The sequence below is a fragment of the Streptomyces sp. GESEQ-35 genome (genome assembly GCF_017948485.1).
Classification (GTDB): domain Bacteria; phylum Actinomycetota; class Actinomycetes; order Streptomycetales; family Streptomycetaceae; genus Streptomyces.
This window is the reverse complement of sequence record NZ_JAFFSX010000001.1, coordinates 526,663-552,995: the sequence shown is the minus strand read 5'-3', so window position 1 is coordinate 552,995 and position 26,333 is coordinate 526,663. Positions and strand designations below refer to the sequence as shown.

General features: G+C 72.1%; 2 protein-coding genes. Both read left to right on the top strand.

All coding sequences use genetic code 11. The annotated features are described in order from the left end of the window. Nucleotides 1-17 precede the first annotated feature (17 nt). The gene (locus KCH87_RS48785) at nucleotides 18-15,632 is read left to right on the top strand and encodes a type I polyketide synthase (RefSeq protein ID WP_308298729.1); all 15,615 of its coding nucleotides are present in this window, start codon (nucleotides 18-20) and stop codon (nucleotides 15,630-15,632) included. Nucleotides 15,633-15,665: 33 nt separating this feature from the next. Beyond that, nucleotides 15,666-26,300 (top strand): type I polyketide synthase, encoded by a 10,635-nt coding sequence (locus KCH87_RS02390; RefSeq protein ID WP_210583637.1) that lies wholly within the window; start codon nucleotides 15,666-15,668, stop codon nucleotides 26,298-26,300. The last annotated feature ends 33 nt before the right edge of the window (nucleotides 26,301-26,333 follow it).

Genomic DNA, 26,333 nt, shown 5'->3' with positions numbered 1-26,333 from the left:
AAAGGAATTGCGGGACAGTGCGCACCGACCTCATCAAGCCCCTTCCTGTCGCACTCCTGGAGAACGCGACCCGTTTCCCCGACAAGGTCGCCTTCGAGGACGACCGGCGAGCGGTCACCTACGGGGACCTGGAGGCACGGACGCGCAGACTGGCGGGACATCTGGCACACCTCGGCGTCGAGCGCGGCGACAGCGTGGCCATCTGCCTCGGCAACACGGTGTCCACCGTGGAGAGTTACCTGGCGATCGTGCGCGCCGGCGGCATCGGGGTGCCGCTCAACCCTGCCTCGGCGCCGGCCGAGCTGGAGTACCTCCTCGCCGACAGTGGCGCCGCGTTGGTCATCACCGACGCCGCCCGGGCGGAACGCCTCAGGGGCACGCCGGGTGTGGCGCCCGCGACCGTATTGCTCGTGACCGGCGCGGTTCCGGCAGGGGCGGGAGCCCACTCGTACGACCAACTCGCCGACAGCGAGCCGCCCGTGCCCGCCAGGGACGATCTCGCCCTGGACGATCTGGCCTGGATGTTCTACACGTCGGGGACGACCGGGCGGCCCAAGGGCGTCCTGTCGACGCAGCGCAACTGCCTCTGGTCCGTGGCCTCGTGCTACATCCCGATTCCCGGTCTCACCGATCAGGACCGGGTGCTGTGGCCGCTCCCGCTCTTCCACAGCCTCTCGCACATCGCGTGCGTGCTGTCCGTCACCGTCGCCGGCGCCACCGCCCGCCTCCTGGACGGCGCCTCCGCCGACGACGTCATGAGGGCGCTCCGCGAGAACGACTCGACCTTCCTGGCCGGCGTCCCCACCACCTACCACCACCTGGTGGCGGCCGCCCGGCACAGCGGCTTCTCGGCGCCGAGCCTGCGCATCGGCCTGGTCGGCGGCGCGGTCACCGGATCCGGCCTCGCCCGCGACGTCGAGGAGACCTTCGGGATCCCGCTCGTAGACGCCTACGGCTCCACCGAGACCTGCGGCGCCATCACCATCAACCCCCCGGAGGGTGCCCGGGTCGAGGGTTCCTGCGGCCTGCCCGTACCGGGTGTCGGAGTCCGCATCGTCGACCCCACCACCGGAACCGACGTCCCCACGGGAGAGGAAGGGGAGGTCTGGGTCAGCGGGCCGAACGTCATGGCCGGCTACCACAACAGCCCCGAGGCGACTGCCGAGGCGATACGGGACGGCTGGTTCCGCACCGGAGACCTGGCCCGGCGCGACGACGCCGGCTACTTCACCATCTGCGGCCGGATCAAGGAACTGGTCATCCGTGGCGGCGAGAACATCCATCCCGAAGAGATCGAGGCGGTTCTGCGCACCGTCGAGGGCGTCGCGGACGCGGCGGTCGCCGGCGCACCGCACGACACGCTCGGCGAAGTACCGGTCGCCTACGTGATCCCCGGCCCCACCGGTTTCGACCCCGCGACACTGGTCGACCGGTGCCGCGAGCGGCTCTCCGCCTACAAGGTGCCCGAACGGATCCACGAGGTCACGAGCATCCCCCGGACCGCGTCGGGCAAGACCCAGCGCCGCCTCCTGGCCGAGCAGCCGAGCCGACTGCGGTACGAGGCGACGGTCGTCGGGACACCGGCCCCGCAGAACGAGCCGGACGAGGCCGTCGCGGCGGCCCTGCGTGACCAGTTGGCCGCACTGGAGGAACGCGCTCAGCACGCACTCCTTGAGGACCTGGTCCGCACGCGGGCCGCCGAGGTACTGAACCAGGCCGGGCCCGAACTGGTCCCGGCCGACCGTGCGTTCCGCGACCTGGGCTTCACCTCGGTGGCCATCGTCGCCCTGCGCAACCGGCTCACGGAGCAGACCGGACTGCGGCTGCCCACCACGATCGCCTTCGACCACCCCACTCCGGCGGCCCTCGCGGCCTTCCTGCGGTCCGAGCTGCTCGGAGACCCGAGGACCGCACCGTCCGCCGAGCCGGTCACGGCCGCCGACCCGGACGAGCCGATCGCCATCGTCTCCATGGCGTGCCGGCTGCCGGGCGGGGTCTCCTCGCCCGAGGAGCTGTGGCGGCTGGTCACCGACGGCGTCGACGCTGTCTCGGACTTCCCTGACGACCGGGGCTGGGATCTGGAGGGCCTGTTCGACCCGGACCCGGGGCGCGCGGGGACCTCGTACACCAATCAGGGCGGTTTCCTGCGCGAGGCGGGCCTCTTCGATGCGGGGTTCTTCGGGATCTCGCCGCGTGAGGCGCTGGCGATGGACCCGCAGCAGCGGTTGCTCCTGGAGGCCTCCTGGGAGGCGGTCGAGCGGGCGGGCATCGACCCGGTCTCGCTGAAGGGCGCCGATGTCGGGGTGTTCTCCGGGCTGTTCGGTCAGGGGTACGGGACCGGCGCGGTCACACCGGAACTGGAGGGCTTCGCGAGCACGGGGCTGGCGTCGAGTGTGGCGTCGGGTCGGGTGTCGTACGTGTTCGGTTTCGAGGGCCCGGCGGTGTCGGTGGACACGGCGTGTTCGTCGTCGCTGGTGGCGATGCATCTGGCCGCGCAGGCGCTGCGGCAGGGCGAGTGCTCGATGGCGCTGGCCGGCGGCGTGGCGGTGATGGGGACACCCGACAACTTCGTGGAGTTCTCCCGGCAACGGGCCCTGTCTGCCGACGGCCGGTGCAAGGCGTTCTCGTCGACGGCTGACGGGACGGGCTGGTCCGAGGGCGTGGGCGTCGTGGTCCTGGAGCGTCTGTCGGTTGCGCAGGAGCGCGGCCACCGGGTGCTGGCGGTGCTGCGGGGCAGTGCGGTGAACCAGGATGGGGCGTCCAACGGGCTGACGGCTCCGAGCGGTCCGTCGCAGCAGCGGGTGATCCGCAAGGCGCTGGCCAACGCCGGGCTGTCGCCCGCCGACGTGGATGTGGTGGAGGCACACGGCACCGGCACCGAGCTGGGGGATCCGATCGAGGCGCAGGCGTTGCTGGCGGCGTATGGCCGGGATCGTGAACGGCCTTTGTGGTTGGGGTCGTTGAAGTCGAACATCGGGCACGCGCAGGCCGCTGCGGGTGTGGCTGGTGTGATCAAGATGGTGCAGGCGTTGCGGCATGAGGTGCTTCCGGCGACGTTGCATGTGGATGAGCCGACGGGTCAGGTGGACTGGTCTGCGGGTGCGGTGGAGTTGCTGACGGAGGCGCGGGAGTGGCCGCGCGGTGAGCGTCCGCGTCGGGCGGGGGTGTCTTCGTTCGGGGCGAGTGGGACGAATGCGCATCTGATTCTGGAGGAGGCGCCTGCCGAGGACGTTCAGCAGTCGCTGGTGTCCGGTGGTGTGGTGCCGTTGGTGGTGTCGGCGGGTGGTGCGGGTTCGTTGGCGGGGCAGGCCGGGCGGCTTGCGGCGTTCATCGAGGAAGCCGATGGTGTGCCGCTTGCCTGGGTGGCTGGGGCGTTGGTGTCGAGTCGGGCGCTGCTGAGTGAGCGTGCGGTGGTGGTGGCCGGCTCGGATGCGGAGGCGCTGGCCGGGTTGCAGGCGCTGGCGCGGGGTGAGAGTGCGCCAGGCGTAGTGGTCGGTGGCTCCGAGGCGCCGGGCAAGGTGGTGTGGGTGTTCCCGGGCCAGGGCTCTCAATGGGCTGGTATGGGCCGGGAGTTGTTGGATTCGTCGCCGGTGTTTGCGGAGCGGATCGCGGAGTGTGCGGCGGCGTTGGAGCCGTTCATCGACTGGTCGCTCGTTGATGTGCTGCGTGGCGAGGCCGAGCCGGAGCTGCTGGAGCGGGTCGATGTTCTACAGCCCGCCAGCTTTGCGGTGATGGTCGGTCTGGCGGCGGTCTGGTCCTCGGTCGGGGTTCGGCCCGATGCGGTGCTGGGGCACTCGCAGGGTGAGATCGCGGCCGCGTGCGTGTCCGGTGCGCTGTCACTTGAGGACGCGGCGCGGGTGGTGGCATTGCGCAGCCAGGCGATCGCCGGGCAACTGGCCGGACGTGGCGGCATGGCCTCGGTCGCGCTCAGCGAGGACGAAGCCATCGTGCGCCTGGAGCGCTGGGCCGACCGGATCGAGGTCGCGGCGGTCAACGGCCCCTCCTCAGTGGTGATCGCCGGTGACGCCCAGGCTCTGGACGAGGCGCTGGATGCCCTGTCCGGTCAGGGAGTTCGGGTGCGGCGCGTGGCGGTGGACTACGCCTCGCACACCCGGCACGTGGAGGACCTCCGCGACACCCTCGCCGAGACCCTCTCCGGCATCAACGCCCAGACGCCGGCGGTGCCCTTCTACTCGACCGTCACCGGCGAATGGATCCAGGACGGTGGCGTCCTCGATGGCGGCTACTGGTATCGCAACCTGCGCGGCCAGGTCGGCTTCGGCCCCGCTGTGGCCGAGTTGATCCGGCAGGGGCACGGGGTCTTCGTAGAGGTCAGTGCGCATCCGGTGCTGGTCCAGCCGATCACCGAGACCATCTACGACGCCGACAGCGCCACGGACACGGTCGTGACAGGTTCGCTACGGCGCCAGGAGGGCGGCCTGCACCGCCTGTTGACCTCGATGGCCGAGCTGTTCGTGCGCGGTGTGCCCGTGGACTGGGCCGGAGTGCTTCCCGCCGGAACCGACTCGGCAGGCGTCGACCTGCCGACGTACGCCTTCGACCACCAGCACTACTGGCTCCGGTCCACCGGGACCGCCACAGACGCGGCCTCCCTCGGACTCGCCGGAGCCGACCACCCGCTCCTCGGCGCGGTCGTCAGCATGCCGAACTCAGGCGGCCTCATGGCCACGTCGAAGTGGTCGCTCGGCACGCACCCCTGGCTCGCGGACCACCTCCTGTCGGATGTCGTCGTCGTGCCGAACGCCGCCCTGGTCGAGGTGTCCATCCGGCTCGGCGACCTGGTCTCCGCCCCCGTCCTCGACGAACTGACCGTCGAGACGCCCGTAGTGCTGCCGCAACATGGCAGCCGCGGTATCCAGGTCGTCGTCGGCGAGCCCGACGAGGCGCGGCGGCGGCCCGTGGAGATCTACTCCCGTGCCGCGGACGCCCCGTTGGACGCCGAGTGGACGCGGCACGCGCACGGCACGCTGACGCTCGCATCCGGCCGGGAGATACCCGCGGACATCGGACCGGTCACCGAAGTCACCCTGGACGGTGCCGCTCTGCGTGACGCGGACCGTTACGGGGTGCACCCGGCACTTCTCGACGCCGCCGTCCACACGGTCGTCCCGGGCGGCATGCTCCCGTCCGAGTGGACCGGGGTGTCCCTGCTCGCGTCGGGTGCCACCGCACTGCGTGTGCGCCAGGGCGAGGCATCGGCAGAGGGCATGCCTCTCCTGCTGACCGACCCGACGGGGCAGCCCGTCATGACCGTCGAGAGCGTTCGCGGGACAGCGTTCTCTCCCGAACAGGCGGGGATCGTCGGGGCCTTGCCGCACGATTCCCTGTTCCGTGTGGACTGGACGGAGCTGCCGCTGCCCGCCGCGGACGGCTCCCTCGGCATGGTGTCCGTCGCGAGCGGCGAGGATGTTGCCGCCGTGGCCGGGGCGGACGGGCCCGCCCCTGACGTCCTGCTGTACGACGCCCAGGCCGGCGATCCCCGCGCGGCGGTGGGCGGAGCCCTCGCCGTCCTGAAGGCGTGGCTGGCGGAACCCGCCCTTGAGGAGACCCGGCTGGCCGTGGTCACCGGGGACTGCGACGGGCTCGACGCGGCCGCGGTGTGGGGTCTGGTGCGCTCGGCGCAGGCGGAGCATCCGGGCCGGATCGTCCTCGTGGACCTCGACGACGACTCCCGGTCCGCGCTGCCGGCCGTGGTCCTGAGCGGCGAACCACAGCTGAGGGTGCGCGGCGGTGCCGCCGAGGTGCCTCGCCTCGTACGGGTCCCCGTCGCGCTTCCCGAAGCCGCGCCGCACACGCGCCCGCTCGACACCGACGGCACCGTACTGATCACCGGCGGCACCGGAACGCTCGGTGCGCTGACGGCACGGCACCTGGTCACCACGTACGGCATCCGCCACCTGGTCCTGGCCAGCCGAAGCGGCGACGCTCCGCAGCTGCACGACGAGCTGACCGCGCTCGGCGCGTCCGTCACCGTCGCTGCCTGCGACACCTCGGACCGGGCTCAAATCGAGGCTCTGCTGCGGGAGATACCGGCCGATCATCCGTTGACCGCCGTTGTGCACTCCGCGGGGGTACTGGACGACGGGGTGCTCACCGAGCTGACCCCGGAACGGGTTGACACCGTGCTGCGGCCCAAGGTGGACGCGGCGCTGCATCTGCACGAGCTCACCCGGGACCTGGACCTCGCCGCGTTCGTGCTGTTCTCCTCGGCGGCGGGAGTCCTCGGCAATCCCGGGCAGGCCAACTACGCCGCAGCCAACGCCTCTCTGGACGCCCTCGCACGACAGCGGCACCGGCTCGGCCTGCCGGCCGTGTCGCTCGCCTGGGGCTACTGGTCGACGGTCAGCGCCATGACCGAGCACCTGGGCGCCGCGGACCTGCGACGCAACCAGCGCATCGGCATGGGCGGCCTCACCGCCGCCGAGGGAATGGCCCTCCTGGACGCCGCCCTGACCACCGAAACGGGCACGGACGGCACGCTGGTGGCGGCGAAGTTCGACGTGCCGGCCCTGCGCGCGGCAGCAGCCGACGGCCCTCTGCCGGCACTGCTGCGGGGTCTCGCACCGGCGTCACGGCCGGTGGCCCGGACCGCCGCCCCGTCCGGGCCCGCTTCCCTGGCGGAGCGCCTCGCCGGTCTCGGCGACGCCGAGCAGACCGAGGCCCTGGTCGCCCTGGTGCTGCGCCACGCCGCCGAGGTCCTGGGACACAGCTCCGTGGACGCCGTCCGCGCCGACCGGACGTTCAAGGACGCCGGCTTCGACTCGCTGACCGCGGTGGAACTGCGCAACCGGCTTGTCGCCGCGACCGGGCTCACCCTCTCCCCGGCGATGATCTTCGACTATCCGAAGCCGACGCTGCTCGCCGAGCATCTGCGCACCAAGCTCCTCGGCACCACGGCGCAGCGTACGGCCGCGCCCGTCGCCCCCGCTTCCGGGACGAGTGACGAGCCGATCGCGATCGTGGCGATGGCGTGCCGCTTCCCCGCCGGGGTGCACAGCCCGGAGGACCTCTGGCGCGTGGTGGCCGACGGCGTCGACGCCGTCACCGAGTTCCCCGACGACCGCGGCTGGGACACCGACCGGCTCTTCGACCCGGACCCCGACCACGCAGGCACCACCTACGTGCGCCACGGCGCCTTCCTCGACGACGCCGCCGGATTCGACGCCGCCTTCTTCGGCATCTCACCGAACGAGGCGCTGGCGATGGACCCGCAGCAGCGACTGCTGCTCGAGACGTCCTGGGAGGCACTCGAACGGGCCGCGATCGACCCGACGACACTGGCCGGACAGGACGTCGGCGTGTTCGTCGGCGTCAACAGCCATGACTACAGCGTGCGCATGCACCAGGCGTCCGGCGTCGAGGGATTCCGCCTCACCGGCGGTTCGGGCAGCGTCACCTCCGGCCGTATCGCCTACCACCTCGGCTTCGAGGGCCCCGCCGTCACGGTCGACACGGCCTGCTCCTCCTCACTGGTGGCCCTGCACCTGGCTGCGCAGGCGCTCAACCGCGGCGAGTGCACCATGGCCCTGGCCGGCGGTGTGATGGTGATGGGCACCGTGGAGACGTTCGTCGAGTTCTCCCGGCAGCGCGGCCTTGCGCCCGACGGCCGGTGCAAGGCGTTCGCGGACGGCGCGGACGGCACCGGCTGGTCCGAAGGCGCGGGGCTGCTCCTGGTGGAGCGGCTCTCCGACGCCCGCCGCCACGGCCATCGTGTCCTGGCCGTGGTCCGCGGGTCGGCCGTGAACCAGGACGGTGCGTCGAACGGCCTGACCGCGCCGAACGGCCCCTCCCAGCAGCGGGTGATCCGCAAGGCCCTGGCCCACGCCGGTCTGCGGAGCTCGGACGTGGACGCCGTGGAGGCACACGGCACGGGCACGACGCTCGGCGACCCGATCGAAGCGGAGGCGCTGCTCGCGACGTACGGCCAGGACCGGCCGGCCGACCGGCCGCTGTGGCTCGGCTCGGTGAAGTCGAACCTCGGGCACACCCAGGCCGCGGCAGGTGTCGCCGGTGTGATCAAGATGGTCATGGCGATGCGGCACGGCGTACTGCCCCAAACGCTGCACGTGGACCGGCCGTCGACCAACGTCGACTGGTCGGCGGGCGCCGTGGAGCTGCTGACCGAGGCCCGCGACTGGGCGCGGGGCGGCCACCCGCGCCGCGCCGGAGTGTCCTCCTTCGGCATCGGCGGCACCAACGCGCACGTCATCCTCGAAGAAGCCCCCGACCAGCCGGCGCCCACCCCGCCGGACACCCCCGCACCCGCACCCGTACCCGTGCTCGTGCCTGTGCCGGTGTCCGCGCGGACACCCGCCGGACTGCGCGGCCAGGCCGACCGGCTCGCCCGCTTCCTCGACGAGCGGCCCGACGTACCTCTCTTCGCCATCGCGCACGCGCTCGCCACCGAGCGTGCCCAACTCGACCACCGCGCCGTCGTCCTGGCATCCGACCGGCAACAGCTCTGCGCTGACCTCACCGCCTTCGGGCGGGGGACAGGGAGCCCCGCGGCCGTCACCGGCACCCCTGCCGCGGGCAAACTGGCCGTCCTCTTCACCGGTCAGGGCAGTCAGTGGGCCGGTATGGGCCGCGAACTCGCCGATACGTTCCCGGTCTTCCGGGACGCCTTCGCCGCCGCGTGCGCCGCCGTGGACGGACACCTCCGCGGGTACGCGACACACCCGCTGCGCGATGTCGTCCTCGCCGCACCCGGATCGCCGGACAGCGAACTGCTCGACCGCACCATGTACACCCAGGGCGCCCTGTTCGCCCTGGAGACCGCGCTGTTCCGGCTCTTCGAGTCCTGGGGGATAGGACCGGACCTCCTCGTCGGGCACTCGATCGGAGAGATCACCGCCGCGCACGTGGCCGGACTGTGGGATCTGGACGCCGCCGCCCGGGTCGTCGCCGCCCGCGGACGCCTCATGCAGGGCCTCCCGGCCGGCGGCGCCATGGCCGCCGTAGAGGCGACTGAGGACGAGGTCATCCCGCTGCTGCGCGGAGAGGCCGTCATCGCCGCCGTCAACGGACCCACCTCCGTCGTCATCTCCGGCGACGAGGAATCCGTCGAGGCGGTCCTTTCCGAACTGACCGGGCGGAAGACCAAGCGGCTGACCGTCAGCCACGCCTTCCACTCACCCCTGATGGAGCCGATGCTCGACGAGTACCGGCAGGTGCTGGAGTCCGTCGAGTACGCCGCACCCGACATCCCGATCGTCTCCACTCTGAACGGCGAGCTCGCCCGGGACGGACAGCTCTCCACCCCCGCCTACTGGGTCGACCAGGCACGCAACGCGGTGCGGTTCAGTGACGCCCTCACCACGCTCGGCGAACAAGGTGCCACCACCTTCCTCGAACTGGGCCCCGGAGGCGCCCTCGCGGCGATGGTGCTCGGCGTCCGGGAGCACGGCAGTATCGCCACCCTCCGCAAGGACGGCACCGAACCCGCCGGCGTTCTGACGGCGCTCGCGGAACTGCACGTACGCGGAGTGGCCATGGACTGGTCGGCCCTCCTCGAAAGGCCGACCACCGCGACGGGCACCGAACTGCCCACCTACGCGTTCCAGCATCAGCGGTTCTGGGTCGAGACCGACGCCGCCGCAGCGGGCGGCGCGGAGGCCCTCGGTACGGTCGGCGCCGATCACCCGCTGCTCGGTGCGGTCGTCGAGGTCCCCGGCGACGGAGGCGTCGTCCTCACCGGACGCCTGACGCCGCGCAGCCGCGGCCTGTTCAGCGCCACGGGTCGGGTACCGGCGGCCGCCCTCCTGGAGATGCTCGTCAGGGCGGGCGACGAGGTCGGCTGCGGAGGCATCGAACAGACCGTCGTCGAGGCGCCGTTGACGGTGCCGGAGCACGGCCGCACCCAGATCCGGGTCGCGGTCGACGCACCAGGCCCCGACGGGCGCCGACGCGCCACCGTCCACGGCCGCACCCTCGACGAGGAGCACGCGCCCTGGACGTGCCACGCCCGCGCCGTTCTCGTCCCCGGAACGCCGCAACCCGCCTTCGACCTGCGGACCTGGCCGCTGCCCGCGGACAGTGCCGCACCCCTGCCCGGCGCGCAGCGCGTGTGGCAGCAGGACGGACAGACCTTCGCGGAGATCGGGCTGCCGGACGAACTGGCCGACGAAGCAGCCGAGTTCACCCTGCACCCCGTGCTCCTCGACACCGCACTGCGTGTCCTGGACACCGGAGCCGAGCCGCGTGACCTGTCCGAGTGCGCCGCCCTGGCGGTGTACGCGCAGGGTGCCGCGGCGCTGCGAGTGCGGGTCACCCCCGCGGAGGGCGGGCGCCACCTCGTCGAGCTGGCCGATCCGACCGGCGAACCCGTCGCTCTACTTGGCCCGTTGAGCCTGGACACCGTTCACGGACAGGGCGCTGCCGAGCCCGTGCAGCCTTCCGTGCCGGCGCCGGTCGCCGTGTCCGCCCGCCGCGTGGTGGCGCGGAACGCGGGGGCTGGCGGAGCCTTCGCCGGACGGCTGGCCGGGCTCCCGGCCGAGGAACAGCACCGTGTGCTGATGGACCTGGTCAAGGAGAGCACCGCGGTCGTGCTCGGCCACCGGGAGCCGGACACCTTCGACTTCGACCCGGATCAGTCCTTCAAGAGCCTCGGCTTCGACTCGCTCGGCGCGGTCAAGCTCCGCAACCGGCTGCACGACTTCACCGGAGCCGACCTGCCCGCCACGCTCGTCTTCGACTATCCCACTCCCAAGGTGCTGGTCGGCCATCTGCGGGCCGAGCTGCTCGGTGAGCACACAGAGGTGCCCGCCCTCGCGGCGGCCACGGCCTCCGACGAGCCGATCGCCATCGTCGCGATGAGCACGCGGCTGCCGGGCGGAGCGGACAGCCCCGAGGAGCTGTGGAAGCTCGTGGTGGAGCGGCGGGACGCGGTGTCCGGCTTCCCGCTCGACCGTGACTGGGACCTCGACGGCCTCTACCACCCGGACCCGGACCACGCCGGTACGAGCTACACCCGCTCGGGCGGATTCCTGCACGAGGCCGCGCAGTTCGACGCGGGTCTCTTCGGGATCTCGCCGCGTGAGGCGCTGGCGATGGACCCGCAGCAGCGCCTTCTCCTGGAGACCTCCTGGGAGGCACTGGAACGGGCCGGCATCGACCCACTGTCCACCCGGGGCCGCGACATCGGCGTCTTCACCGGGATCGTTCACCACGACTATGTGACCCGGCTCCACCGGGTGCCCGAAGACGTCCAGGGCTATCTCATGACCGGCACCGCATCGAGTGTGGCGTCGGGCCGGGTGTCGTACGTCTTCGGCTTCGAGGGCCCGGCGGTCACCGTGGACACGGCATGCTCCTCCTCCCTCGTGGCGATGCATCTGGCCGCGCAGGCGCTGCGGCAGGGCGAGTGCTCGATGGCGCTCGCCGGCGGCGCGACGGTCATGGCAAGCCCGGACGCCTTCCTGGAGTTCTCGCGCCAGCGGGGCCTGTCCGCCGACGGCCGGTGCAAGGCGTTCTCGTCGACGGCTGACGGGACGGGCTGGTCCGAGGGCGTTGGTGTGGTCGTCCTGGAGCGTCTGTCGGTGGCGCAGGAGCGTGGGCACAAGGTGCTGGCGGTGCTGCGGGGCAGTGCGGTGAATCAGGACGGCGCGTCCAATGGGCTCACGGCGCCCAATGGTCCTTCGCAGCAGCGGGTGATCCGCAAGGCCTTGGCCAACGCGGGGATTTCGCCGGCGGATGTGGATGTGGTGGAGGCCCATGGGACGGGGACGTCCCTGGGGGATCCGATCGAGGCGCAGGCGTTGCTGGCGGCGTATGGCCGGGATCGTGAACGGCCTTTGTGGTTGGGGTCGTTGAAGTCGAACATCGGGCACACGCAGGCTGCTGCGGGTGTGGCTGGTGTGATCAAGATGGTGCAGGCGCTGCGGCATGAGTTGCTTCCGGCGACGTTGCATGTGGATGAGCCGACGGGTCAGGTGGACTGGTCTGCGGGTGCGGTGGAGTTGCTGACGGAGGCGAGGGAGTGGCCGCGTAGTGGTCGTCCGCGTCGGGCTGGGGTGTCTTCGTTCGGGGCGAGTGGGACGAATGCGCATCTGATTCTGGAGGAGGCTCCTGCCGGGGAGGCACGGCAGTCGCTGGTGTCCGGTGGTGTGGTGCCGTTGGTGGTGTCGGCGCGTGGTGCGGGTTCGTTGGCGGGGCAGGCCGGTCGGTTGGCGGCGTTCGTCGGGGATGCCGATGGTGTGCCGCTTGCCTGGGTGGCTGGGGCGTTGGTGTCGAGTCGGGCGTTGCTGAGTGAGCGTGCGGTGGTGGTGGCTGCCTCGGATGCGGAGGCGCTGGCCGGGTTGCAGGCGCTGGCGCGGGGTGAGAGTGCGCCAGGCGTAGTGGTCGGTGGCTCCGAGGCGCCGGGCAAGGTGGTGTGGGTGTTCCCGGGCCAGGGCTCTCAATGGGCTGGTATGGGCCGGGAGTTGTTGGATTCGTCGCCGGTGTTTGCGGAGCGGATCGCGGAGTGTGCGGCGGCGTTGGAGCCGTTCATCGACTGGTCGCTCGTTGATGTGCTGCGTGGTGACGCGGAGTTGGAGCGGGTGGATGTCGTTCAGCCCGCCAGTTTCGCGGTGATGGTCGGTCTGGCGGCGGTCTGGTCTTCCGTCGGGGTTCGGCCCGATGCGGTGCTGGGTCACTCGCAGGGTGAGATCGCGGCCGCGTGCGTGTCCGGTGCGCTGTCACTTGAGGACGCGGCGCGGGTGGTGGCATTGCGCAGCCAGGCGATCGCCGGGCAACTGGCCGGACGTGGCGGCATGGCCTCGGTCGCGCTCAGCGAGGACGAAGCCATCGTGCGCCTGGAGCGCTGGGCGGACCGGATCGAGGTCGCGGCGGTCAACGGCCCCTCCTCAGTGGTGATCGCCGGTGACGCCCAGGCCCTGGACGAGGCGCTGGATGCCCTGTCCGGTCAGGGAGTTCGGGTGCGGCGCGTGGCCGTGGACTACGCCTCGCACACCCGGCACGTGGAGGACCTCCGCGACACCCTCGCCGAGACCCTCTCCGGCATCAACGCCCAGACGCCGGCCGTGCCCTTCTACTCCACCGTCACCGGCCAATGGATCCAGGACGCCGGAGTCCTCGACGGTGGCTACTGGTATCGCAACCTGCGCGGCCAGGTGGGATTCGGCCCGGCGGTAGCCGACCTCCTGGGTCGGGGGCACGGCGTCTTCGTCGAGATCAGTGCGCACCCGGTGCTGGTCCAGCCGATCACCGAGACCATCTACGACGCCGACAGCGCCACGGACACGGTCGTGACAGGTTCGCTACGGCGCCAGGAGGGCGGCCTGCACCGTCTGTTGACCTCGATGGCCGAGCTGTTCGTGCGCGGTGTGCCCGTGGACTGGGCCGGAGTGCTTCCCGCCGGAACCGACTCGGCAGGCGTCGACCTGCCGACGTACGCCTTCGACCACCAGCACTACTGGCTCCAGGAGGCGGAAGCGGCGGGCGATACCGACCATGTCGCCGAAGGTGCGGACTCCGACTTCTGGCAGGCGGTCGAGCACGCCGATCTGGACTCCCTCAGCGGGCTCCTGGAGACGGCGTCGGCCGACGAGCGCAGCGCGCTGAGCACGGTCGTGCCCGTCCTCGCGCAGTGGCGCGGCAAGCGGCGTGAGCAGTCGAGCGCGGAGAAGCTGCGCTATCACGTCACCTGGCAGCCGATGGAACGCGAAGCCACCGGTGTGCCGAGTGGACGCTGGCTGGTCGTCGTACCGTCCGAGCGTCCGGACGACACCGGGATCGACGCTCTCCTGGAGGAGTTGACCGGACTGGGGTTCGGCATGGTCCTGCTGGAGGCCGGTGAGTCCGACCGGACACGGGAACGGCTCGTCGAGCGGCTGACCGGTGTGCTGACCGAACACGATGTGACCGGAGTGCTGTCCCTGCTCGCCCTGGACCAGCAGACGGCGAGCGGCCCGCAGGACCCCCTCTCCGTCGCCGCGTCGACGCTCGCGCTGATCCAGGCCCTGGCGGACAGCAATGTCACCCAGCCCCTGTGGTGCCTGACCAGGGGCGCGGTGAACATCGGCATCCACGACACCCTCACCTCGCCGGCCCAGGCGGCGCTGTGGGGGCTCGGGCGGGCCGCCGCGCTCGAACGCCTCGACAGGTGGGGCGGGTTGGTCGACCTGCCCGCCAAGACGGATGCGCGTACGGCCCGGTATCTGCTCGGAGTGCTCAACGGCGCGGCCGGTGAGGACCAGCTCGCGGTCCGGCGGTCGGGTGTGTACGGCCGTCGCCTGGTCCGCAAACCCGTGCCGGAGGCAACGGCCGGCCACGGCCGCAGGCAGGTCCGGGGCACCGTCCTGGTGACCGGCGGCGCCGAAGGACTCGGCAAGCACGCCGCGGTCCGGCTCGCGCTCTCCGGCGCCGAACGGCTCGTCGTCACCACCACCGCGCACGCACCCGACCAGGCCGTGCCGGATCTGCGTGCCGAACTGGCCGGCCTCGGCGTCGGTACGACGGTGGAGTCCTGCGCGGACGCGGACCGGGACGCGATCACGCGCCTGGTGTCCGCGACGGACCAACCGCTGACCGCCGTGGTGCACGCCGCCGACATCACACAGACCAGCTCCATCGACGACACCGGTGTGGCCGATCTCGCCGAGGTGTTCGCGGCCAAGGTGGACACCGCCGTATGGCTGGACGAGCAGTTCGAGGACACGCCGCTCGACGCGTTCGTGGTGTTCTCCTCGATCGCCGGCGTGTGGGGCGGCGGCGGACAGGGACCGTCCGCAGCGGCCAACGCCGTCCTGGACGCGCTGGTCGAGTGGCGCCGCGCCCGGGGGCTGAAGGCGACCTCGATCGCCTGGGGTGCGCTCGACCAGATCGGGGTGGGCACGGACGAGGCGGCCCTCGCCCAACTGCGCCGCCGCGGCGTCCTTCCCATGGCCCCGCAGCTGGCGGTGACAGCGATGGAGCAGGCGGTGCAGGGCAACGAGAAGTTCGTGACCGTGGCCGACATGGACTGGGGTGCCTTCATTCCCGCGTTCACCTCGGTCCGCACCAGCCCCCTGTTCGCCGATCTGCCCGAGGCGAAGGCGGTGCTTCAGGCGGCGCAGCGCGACAGCGACAACAGCGACGCCGCCGCATCCCTCGCGGACTCCCTGCGGGCGGTCTCGGACACCGAGCAGAACCGCATCCTGCTCCGCCTGGTGCGCGGCCACGCCTCGACCGTTCTCGGCCACGGCGGTGCAGAGGGCATCGGCCCCCGCCAGGCGTTCCAGGACGTCGGCTTCGACTCGCTGGCCGCCGTGAACCTGCGCAACACCCTGGGCACGGCCACCGGACTGCGACTGCCCGCGACGCTGATCTTCGACTACCCCACCCCCGAAGCACTGGTCGGCTATCTGCGCTCCGAGCTGCTGAGGGAGGCCGACGACGGCCTGGACGTGCGTGAGGACGACCTCAGGCAGGTCCTGGCATCCGTGCCGCTCGCCCGGTTCAAGGAGGCCGGCGTCCTGGAGACCCTCCTCGGCCTCGCCGACGACAACGACGACAACGGCGACAACGGCGACGACCCGGACGCCGACGCGTCGGACGCCGCCGACGCCGAGGAACTGATCGACGCAATGGACGTTGCGGATCTGGTGCAACGGGCTTTGGGCAAGACGAGCTGACCACCGATGGTGAACGAATCGTGGAGGAATGCCATGTCCGCGCCGGACAAGCAGGTCGTCGAGGCACTGCGGGCCTCGCTGAAGGAGAACGCCCGGCTTCAGCAGGAGAACAGCGAACTCGCGGCCGCGGCCACGGAGCCCATCGCGATCGTCTCCCTGGCCTGCCGGTACGCCGGCGGGATCCGCAGCCCCGAGGAGCTGTGGCGGGTGGTGTCCGAGGGCGCCGACGTCTACACCTCCTTCCCCGACGACCGGGGCTGGGACCTTGAGGGCCTGTACCACCCGGACCCCGACAACCCCGGCACGACGTATGTGCGCGAAGGCGCCTTCCTGCACGAGGCGGGCCAGTTCGACGCCGCGTTCTTCGGTATCTCGCCACGCGAGGCACTGGCCATGGACCCCCAGCAGCGGCAGCTGCTCGAAGTGTCCTGGGAGGCCTTCGAACGGGCCGGCATCGACCCCCACTCGGTGCGGGGCAGCGACGTCGGGGTGTTCGCCGGCATGGTGCACCAGGACTACGCCCCCGACCTGAGCGGCTACGAGGACTTCCTCAGCTTGGAACGTGCCCTCGGCACCGCGGGCGGCGTCGCCTCCGGGCGCGTCGCCTACGCCCTCGGACTCGAAGGTCCCGCGGTCACCGTCGACACCATGTGCTCCTCCTCGCTGGTGGCGCTGCATCTCGCCGCGCAGGCACTGCGCCGCGGCGAGTGCTCAATGGCGCTCGTGGGCGGCTCCACGGTGATGGCGACGCCCGGCGGGTTCGTCGGCTTCGCCCGGCAGCGGGCCCTCGCCTTCGACGGGCGCTGCAAGTCGTACGCCGCCGGGGCCGACGGCTCCAGCTGGGCCGAGGGCGTGGGCGTGCTGCTCCTGGAGCGGCTGTCGGTGGCGCAGGAGCGCGGCCACCAGATCCTCGCGCTGGTACGCGGCAGCGCCATCAACCAGGACGGCGCGTCCAACGGCCTGACCGCACCGAACGGCCCGGCGCAGCAGCGGGTGATCCGCAAGGCCCTGGCCAGTGCCGGGCTCTCCCCGTCCGACGTGGACACGGTGGAGGGTCACGGCACGGGCACGGTCCTCGGCGACCCGATCGAGGCGCAGGCGCTGCTCGCGACGTACGGACAGGGCCGGGACCCGGAGAAGCCGCTGTGGCTCGGCTCGGTCAAGTCCGTCATCGGGCACACCCAGGCCGCGTCCGGCGTGGCCGGTGTCATCAAGACGGTGCAGGCACTGCGGCACGGGGTGCTCCCGGCGACCCTGCACGTGGACGCGCCGACCCCCCAGGTGGACTGGTCGGCGGGCACGGTGCAGTTGCTGACTCGGACGCGGGAGTGGCCGAGCGACGGCCGTCCGCGCCGGGCCGGAGTGTCCTCGTTCGGGGCCAGCGGAACGAACGCGCATCTGATCCTGGAGGAGGCGCCCGCCCAGGAGGCACAGCAGCCGCTGGTGTCCGGTGGTGTGGTGCCGTTGGCGGTCTCGGCGGAAACCGCCGCTTCCCTGGCGGCCCAGGCGGAACGCCTGGCGTCGTTCGTGGAGTCCGGTGCCGGCGGGGCATCGCTGACGGACGTCGCCGGCGCGCTGGTGACGGGCCGTGCGGTGCTGGGCGAGCGCGCGGTGGTCGTGGCCGACTCGGACGAGGAGGCACTGGCCGGGCTGCACGCGCTCGCGCAGGGCGAGAGCGCGGCCGGTGTCGTCTCCGGTTCGGGGGCGCCGGGCAAGGTGGTGTGGGTGTTCCCGGGCCAGGGATCCCAATGGGTGGGCATGGGCCGGGAGTTGCTCGACGAGTCCCCGGTGTTCGCGGAGCGGATCGCGGAGTGCGCGGCCGCGCTGGAGCGGTGGGTGGACTGGTCGCTCATCGACGTGCTGCGGGGTGCGGCCGAGCCGGAGCTGCTGGAACGGGTCGATGTCGTGCAGCCGGCGAGCTTCGCGGTGATGGTCGGCCTGGCCGCGGTCTGGGCGTCCGTAGGAGTCGAGCCCGATGCGGTGGTCGGCCACTCGCAGGGTGAGATAGCGGCCGCGTGTGTGTCCGGTGCGCTGTCACTTGAGGACGCGGCGCGGGTGGTGGCATTGCGCAGCCAGGCGATCGCCGGGCAGCTGGCCGGACGTGGCGGCATGGCCTCCGTCGCCCTGAGCGAGGACGAGACGGTCGCGCGGCTGGAGCGCTGGGCGGACCGGGTCGAGGTCGCGGCGGTCAACGGCCCGTCCTCGGTGGTGATCGCCGGCGACGCCCAGGCCCTGGACGAGGCACTGGACACCCTGGAAGACCAAGGCGTACGGGTGCGGCGCATCGCCGTGGACTACGCCTCGCACACCCGGCACGTGGAGCAGATCCGCGACACCCTCGCCGACGCACTGGCCGGGATCAGCGCCCAGGCGCCGGCGATTCCCTTCTACTCGACCGTCACGAGCGGCTGGGTCGAGGACGCCGGCGTCCTGGACGGCGGCTACTGGTACCGCAACCTGCGCGGCCAGGTGAAGTTCGGGCCTGCCGTGGTCGACCTCCTCGGCCAGGGCCACGGCGCCTTCGTGGAGGTCAGTGCGCACCCGGTGCTGGTCCAGCCGATCACCGGGATCGTCGACGACGCCGAGGGCGACACGGACACGGTGGTGACCGGTTCGCTGCGGCGCCAGGAGGGCGGTCCGCGGCGGCTGCTGGCCTCGATGGCCGAACTGTTCGTGCGCGGCGTGCCCGTGGACTGGGCAGGGATGCTGCCCGCCGGGGCCACGTCGGCACACGTGGAGCTGCCGACGTACGCCTTCGACCAGCAGCACTACTGGATTCGGATGGGCGGCTCGGCCACGGACTCGGCGTCGCTGGGACTGGCCGGGGCCGATCACCCGCTGCTCGGCGCCGTGGTGCGGCTGCCGCAGTCCGACGGGCTGGTCTTCACCTCACGCCTGTCCCTTCAGACGCACCCCTGGCTCGCCGGGCACGCGATCGGCGGTGTCGTCATCGTCCCCGGCACGGCGTACGTCGATCTCGCCGTGCGGGCCGGCGACGAGTTCGGCTACGGCGTCCTGGAAGAGCTCGTGATCGAGGCGCCGTTGGTGCTGCCCGAGCGCGGCGGAGTACGCGTCCAGGTCGCGGTGAGCGGACCCGGCGCGACCGGCTCGCGCACCGTGGACGTGTACTCCCTGCGGGAGGACGCCGCCGGCGAGGGCGGCACGGACGGGTGGACACGGCACGCCACCGGACTCCTGGCGGCCGCGGCGCCGGCCCAGACAGCCGATTTCGACTTCGCCGCGTGGCCGCCGCCGGGTGCCCAGCCGGTCGACGTCGAGAACTTCTACAGCGGCCTGGTCGAGCGCGGCTACGCCTACGGTCCCGCCTTCCAGGGCGTGCGGGCGGTGTGGCGGCGCGGCGAGGAGGTCTTCGCCGAGGTCGCCCTGCCCGAGGAACAGCGCGAAGAAGCAGGCAAGTACGGCATCCACCCGGCGCTCCTCGACGCCGCCCTCCACACCAACGCCTTCGCCAACCCGGACGACGACCGCAAGGTGCTGCCGTTCGCGTGGAACGGACTCGTGCTGCATGCCGCGGGCGCCTCGGCGCTGCGGGTGCGGGTCGCACCGTGCGGCCCGGACGCGCTGTCGTTCCACGCCGCCGACGAGACCGGCGGCCTGGTGGTGACGATGGACTCGCTGGTGTCCCTGCCGGTCTCCGCCGACCAGCTGGACGCCGCGGCGGAGGACGGGAGCCGCGACGCGCTGTTCGGCGTGGAGTGGACCGAACTGCCTTCGGTTCAAGGGGCGGAGCCCTCGTGGGTGCCGGTCGCCACGGCGGACGAGGTGGCGGCCCTGGAAGCTCCGGAGGTGGCACTTCTGGAGGCCGCGGGGGACGACGTACTTGCCCTGACCTCCCGGGTGTTGAGCGTCGTACAGGCGTGGCTGGCCACGGACGGGCTTGGGGAGTCCCGCCTCGTCGTGGCGACCCGGGGTGCGGTGCCCGCCGGTGACGGCGTGGTCACGGACCCCGCCGGTGCGGCGGTGTGGGGTCTGGTGCGTGCCGCGCAGGCCGAGAACCCGGACCGGATCATCCTCCTCGACACCGACGGCGAACCGGCAGCCGTACTCGGCGCGGTCCTCGCCGGCGACGAACCGCAGATCGCCGTACGCGGAACCACCCTCTCCGCGCCCCGGCTCGCCCGCGTCACCGGCCAAGTCCCCGATGAGCCCGGAGTGTTCCAGCCGGAGGGCACGGTTCTCGTCACCGGCGGTACCGGGTCCCTGGGCAGCCTCATGGCCCGGCATCTCGTCGCGCGATACGGCGTACGCCACCTTGTCCTGGCCGGCCGCCGAGGCTCGGACGCCGAAGGCGTACCGGAGCTGGTCGCCGAGCTCACCGAACAGGGCGCGGCCGTCTCGGTGGTCGCCTGCGACGTCTCCGAGCGGAGCCAGGCCGAGGCTCTGCTGGCATCCGTACCGGAGGCACACCCCCTGACCGGCGTGGTGCACCTGGCCGGTGTGCTGGACGACGGAGTGATCGCCACGCTCACCCCGGAGCGCCTCGCCGCGGTGTTCGCGCCCAAGGTGGACGCGGTACGCCACCTCGACGAGCTGACCCGGAACCTGAACCTCGACGCGTTCGTCGTGTTCTCGTCCGCCGCCGCCCTCATGGGATCGGCGGGCCAGGGCAACTACGCGGCCGCGAACGCCTTTCTCGACGGGCTGATGGCGGGGCGTCGCGCGGCGGGACTGCCCGGTCTGTCCTTGGCCTGGGGCCTGTGGGAGCAGAGCACCGGGCTGACCGCACACCTCAGCGCCGTCGACCAGGCCCGGATGAGCCGCGGCGGTGTCCTCGCGCTGACGCCAGCAGAAGGCCTGCACATCTTCGACATCGGCCTGCACATGGGCCAGGCACTCCTCGTGCCGATCAAGCTGGACCTGCGGACGCTGCGCACCCAGGCCGAGACCGGCGGGGGAGTGCCGCATCTGCTGCGCGGCCTGGTACGCGCCGGCCGGCGCACGGCGCGGGCGGCCGCCGGGGACAGCAGCGCACTGGTCCGCCGGCTCGCCGGACTGTCCCAGGGCGAGCAGGAGAGCGTCCTGCTGTCCGTCGTCCAGGCCGAGGCGGGCGCCGTACTCGGCTTCAGCGGCCCCGAGTTGGCGCAGGGCACACGGGGATTCAGCGACATCGGCTTCGACTCGTTGACCGCCGTCGAGCTGCGCAACCGGCTGAGTGCGTCGACCGGCGTGAAACTCCCCGCCACGCTGATCTTCGACTACCCGACCCCGGCGGCCCTGGCCCGCTATCTGCGCGAGGAACTCGGGGACAAGGCGACGGTCGACACCCCCGCGGCCACGGCCGCCCTCGCGGATCCCGACGAACCCATCGCGATCGTGGGCATGTCGTGCCGCCTGCCCGGCGGGGTGACCGACCCCGAGGAGCTGTGGCGTCTGGTGCGGGAAGGCCGCGAGGGCATGTCCACCTTCCCCGACGACCGAGGCTGGGATCTGGACAGTCTGTTCGACGCCGACCCCGACAAGGCGGGCACGTCGTACACCGCCAAGGGCGGCTTCCTGGAAGGAGCCGGCCTCTTCGACGCCGGGTTCTTCGGGATCTCGCCGCGCGAGGCGCTGGCGATGGACCCGCAACAGCGGCTCCTCCTCGAAGCGGCCTGGGAGGCCCTGGAGCAGGCGGGCATCGACCCGACCGCGGCCCGGGGCGACAACATCGGTGTCTTCTCCGGTGTCTCCATCCACGACTACGTCGAGTCCCTGACCAGCCTGCCCGCGGAACTCGAAGGCTTCGCCACGACCGCCACCGCCGGAAGCGTGGCCTCGGGCCGGGTGTCGTACGTCTTCGGCTTCGAGGGCCCGGCGGTCACGGTGGACACCGCCTGCTCCTCCTCCCTGGTGGCGATGCACCTCGCGGCGCAGGCGCTGCGGCAGGGCGAGTGCTCGATGGCCCTCGCCGGCGGCGTCGCCGTGATGGGATCGCCGATCGGCGTCCTCGGCATGTCGCGGCAGCGGGGCCTGGCCGCCGACGGCAGCTGCAAGGCGTACGCGGACGACGCCGACGGCACCGTGCTGTCCGAAGGCGTCGGCCTGGTGGTCCTCGAACGCCTTTCGGTGGCTCGGGAGCGTGGACACAGGGTGCTGGCGGTGCTGCGGGGCAGTGCGGTGAACCAGGACGGCGCGTCCAACGGTCTGACGGCTCCGAACGGTCCGTCGCAGCAGCGGGTGATCCGTAAGGCGCTGGCCAACGCCGGGATTTCCCCGGCGGACGTGGACATCGTGGAGGGGCACGGCACCGGTACGGTCCTCGGTGACCCGATCGAGGCGCAGGCGCTGTTGGCCACGTACGGCCGGGAACGCGAACAGCCTTTGTGGCTGGGATCGTTGAAGTCGAACATCGGCCACACGCAGGCCGCCGCCGGCGTCGCCGGCGTGATCAAGATGGTGCAGGCGCTGCGGCACGGAGTGATGCCCCCGACGCTGCACGCGCAGCAGCCCACGACCAAGGTGGACTGGTCGGACGGTGCCATCGAGCTGCTGACGGAGGCGCGGGAGTGGTCGCCGGGCGGCCGTCCGCGCCGGGCAGGCGTGTCCTCGTTCGGGATCAGTGGGACCAATGCCCATCTGATCCTGGAGGAGGCGCCTGCTCAGGAGGCGGAGAAGCCGCCGGTGTCCGGTGGTGTGGTGCCGTTGGTGGTGTCGGCGCGGAGCGAGGGTTCGCTGGCGGGACAGGCCGGGCGGCTGGCGGCGTTCGTCGATGGCGGCGCGTCGCTGGAAGGTGTGGCCGGGGCGTTGGTGTCCAGCCGGGCGCTGCTGAGTGAGCGTGCGGTGGTCGTGGCCGGCTCGGATGCGGAGGCGCTGGCCGGGCTGGGGGCGCTGGCTCGGGGTGAGAGCGCCCCCGGGGTGGCGGTCGGCAGTGTCGGCTCGGGGGCGCCGGGCAAGGCGGTGTGGGTGTTCCCGGGCCAGGGTTCCCAATGGGTGGGTATGGGCCGGGAGTTGCTCGACGAGTCGCCGGTGTTCGCGGAGCGGATCGCGGAGTGTGCGGCGGCGTTGGAGCCGTTCGTCGACTGGTCTTTGGTCGATGTGCTGCGTGGTGACGCGGAGTTGGAGCGGGTGGATGTCGTTCAGCCCGCCAGTTTCGCGGTGATGGTGGGTCTGGCGGCGGTGTGGTCTTCGGTGGGTGTGCTGCCGGATGCGGTGCTGGGTCACTCGCAGGGTGAGATCGCGGCCGCGTGCGTGTCCGGTGCGCTGTCGTTGCAGGACGCGGCACGCGTGGTGGCGTTGCGGAGCCAGGCGATTGCTTCGCAGCTGGCGGGGCGGGGCGGCATGGCGTCCGTGGCGCTGAGTGAAGGTGAGGCGGTCGCGCGGCTGGTGCCGTGGGCGGATCGGGTCGAGGTGGCGGCGGTCAACGGACCGTCCTCGGTGGTGATCGCCGGTGACGCCCAGGCCCTCGATGAAGCGCTCGAAGCACTCTCGAACGACGGTGTCCGGGTGCGTCGGGTGGCGGTGGACTACGCCTCCCACACCCGGCACGTGGAGGACATCCGCGACAGCCTCGCCGACACCCTCTCCGGCATCAACGCCCAGGCACCGATGCTCCCCTTCTACTCGACCGTCACCGGCAGTTGGGTGCAGGACGCCGGAGTTCTGGACGGCGGCTACTGGTACCGCAACCTGCGTGGCCAGGTCGGCTTCGGCCCGGCCGTGGCCGAGTTGATCCGCCAGGGTCACGGAGTCTTCATCGAGGTCAGCGCCCACCCGGTGCTGGTCCAGCCGATCGCCGAGATCGTCGACGACGCCACGGATGTGGTGGTGTCCGGTTCCCTGCGTCGTGAAGAGGGCGGTCTGCGGCGGCTGTTGGGGTCGATGGCCGAGCTGTTCGTCCGAGGCGTGCCTGTTGACTGGACGGGTGTGCTGCCATCTGGCGGGACCGTGGACCTGCCGACGTACGCCTTCGACCACCGGCACTACTGGCTGGAGACGGCGCAGGCCGCCACCGACGCGGAGTCGCTGGGACAGGCCGCGGCCGATCACCCGCTGCTCGGCGCGGTCGTGCACCTGCCGCAGTCCGACGGGCTGGTGTTCACCTCACGTCTGTCGCTGAAGTCGCACCCCTGGCTCGCCGATCACACGGTCGGCGGTTCGGTGCTCGTCCCCGGAGCCGGGCTGGTCGAACTGGCCGTCCGTGCCGGTGACGAGGCCGGCTGCGGCGTCCTGGAAGGGCTCGTGATCGAGACGCCGCTGATCGTGCCCGAGCAGGGTGGCGTACGGGTCCAGGTCGCCGTGGGTGCGCCGGGCGAGCACGGTTCGCGCACCGTGGAGATCTACTCCCGGCGCGAGGACGAAGCATGGACGCGCCACGCGACCGGGCTCCTGTCGGCCACGTCCGCACCCCCTGCGGCCGAGTTCGACTTCGCCGCCTGGCCGCCGCCCGGCGCGGAATCCGTTGAGGTCGGCGACATCTACTCCGGTCTGGTCGCGCGGGGCTATGAGTACGGCCCGGCGTTCCAGGGCGTGCGCGCGGTGTGGCGGCGCGGAGAGGAACTCTTCGCCGAGGTCGCCCTGCCCGTGGAACAGCGCAAGGACGCGGCGAAGTTCGGTATCCACCCCGCGCTGCTCGACGCCGCCCTGCACGCCCACACATTCAGTGACGCGACGGCGGAGAGCGACCTGGTGCGCCAACCGCTCGACTGGAACGGCCTGGTGCTGCACGCCGCGGGTGCCTCGGTGCTGCTGGTACGCCTGCTGCCCAGTGGGTCCGACGCCATGTCGCTTCAGGCGGCGGACGAGGCCGGCGGCCTGGTGTTGTCGGCCGACTCGCTGGTGATGCGGGCGCTGTCCGCCGAGCAGCTGGCGAGGTCCGGTGGCACGACGGCTACCGAATCGCTGTTCCAGGTGGACTGGACCGAACTGCCCCTGGCCCAGGACTTCGCGCCTGCGCCGTCGTGGGCGCCGGTCGCCGGCGCGGACGAGGTCGAGGCCCTGGCCGCGCGGGCCGAGGTTCCCACGGTGGCACTGCTGGAAGCCGTCGGGGACGACGTACTCGCCCTGACTTCCCGGGTGTTGGGCGTGGTGCAGGCGTGGCTGACCACAGCCGGGCTCGAGGAGTCGCGCCTCGTCGTGGTGACCCGGGGTGCGGTGCCCGCCGGCGACGGCGCGGTGACCGACCCGGCCGGTGCGGCGGTGTGGGGTCTGGTGCGTGCCGCGCAGGCCGAGAACCCGGACCGGATCGTCCTCCTGGACACCGACCCGGCGTCTGGCGACGGACCGGCAGCCGCCCTGAGCGCCGTGCTGGCCTGCGGCGAGCCGCAGGTGGCGGTCCGTGGCACGGCACTGTCGGCACCTCGGCTCGCCCGCGCCGACGGCCAGATCCTGGACGCGACGGCGGTGTTCGGCCCGGAGGGGACGGTTCTGATCACGGGCGGCACCGGATCGCTGGGCGCGCTGGCGGCCAGGCATCTGGTCACCCGATACGGCGTACGACACCTCCTGCTGGCCAGCCGTCGCGGCCCGGACGCCGAGGGCGCTCAGGAGCTGGTCGCCGAGCTCACCGAGCAGGGCGCGGCCGTGTCGGTCGTGGCCTGCGACGTGTCCGACCGCGACCAGGCGCAGGCCCTGCTGGCCTCCGTTCCCGACGGACACCCCCTGCGCGCCGTGGTGCACACGGCCGGTGTCCTGGACGCCGGAGTGGTGGGAACACTCACTCCCGAGCGCTTGGCGAGGGTGTTCGCGCCGAAGGTGGATGCGGTACGCCACCTCGACGCGCTCACGCGTGGCCTGGAGCTGGACGCGTTCGTCGTCTACTCCTCCGTGTCGGCCGTCTTCATGGGTGCGGGCAGCGGCAGTTACGCGGCGGCCAACGCCTATCTCGACGGCCTGATGGCAAGCCGCCGGGCGGCCGGCCTGCCCGGGCTCTCACTGGCCTGGGGTCTGTGGGATCAGACCGACGGCATGGCGGCCAACACCGACGACCTCACCCGGTCCCGGATGAGCCGGCGCGGCGGCCTCCAGGCGATGCCCCTCGCAGAGGGCATGGAACTGTTCGACGCCGCCGTGGGGTCCGCGCGGTCGCTCCTGGTGCCCGCCAAGCTGGATCTGCGCGGAGTGCGGGCCGAAGCGGCGGCGGGCGGCGCCGTGCCGCACATGCTGCGCGGCCTGGTCCGCTCGGGCCGGCAGTCGGCACGGACGGGATCCGCCACGGACGGCGAGCTGCTGCGCCGACTTGCCGGGCTCCCCGCCGCCGAGCAGGAGAAGGTCCTCGTCGACCTGGTGCGCACCCAGGCCGCCGTCGTGCTCGGGCACGCCGGACCCGACGGGGTCCGGGCGGACACGGCGTTCAAGGACACCGGATTCGACTCGCTCACGTCCGTGGAACTGCGCAACCGACTGCGCGCGGCAACGGGGCTGAAACTTCCCGCCACCCTGGTCTTCGACTACCCGAACCCGCAGGCCCTTGCCCGCCACCTGCACACCGAACTGGTGCCGGACGGCGGCGCGACCGGCCCGGACGTGGACGAAGAGCGGCTGCGGCACGCACTCGTATCGCTCCCGCTGGCCCGGTTCCGGGCAGCCGGACTGATGGATGCCCTGGTCCAGCTGGTCGCCCTCGGCGACGGCGCACCGGAGAACGGCGCGATGGACGACGCCGATGAGGAGAGGGCGATCGCCGAGCTGAACGTCGACGACCTCGTGCAACTGGCGCTCGGCGACAACTGACTCTGCGAAACCGCTGAAGGATTGGGGAATCAA

Coding starts and splice junctions, on each gene's coding strand:
- KCH87_RS02390 (WP_210583637.1), top strand. CDS start 15,666: ATGTCCGCGCCGGACAAGCAGGTCGTCGAGGCACTGCGGGCCTCGCTG.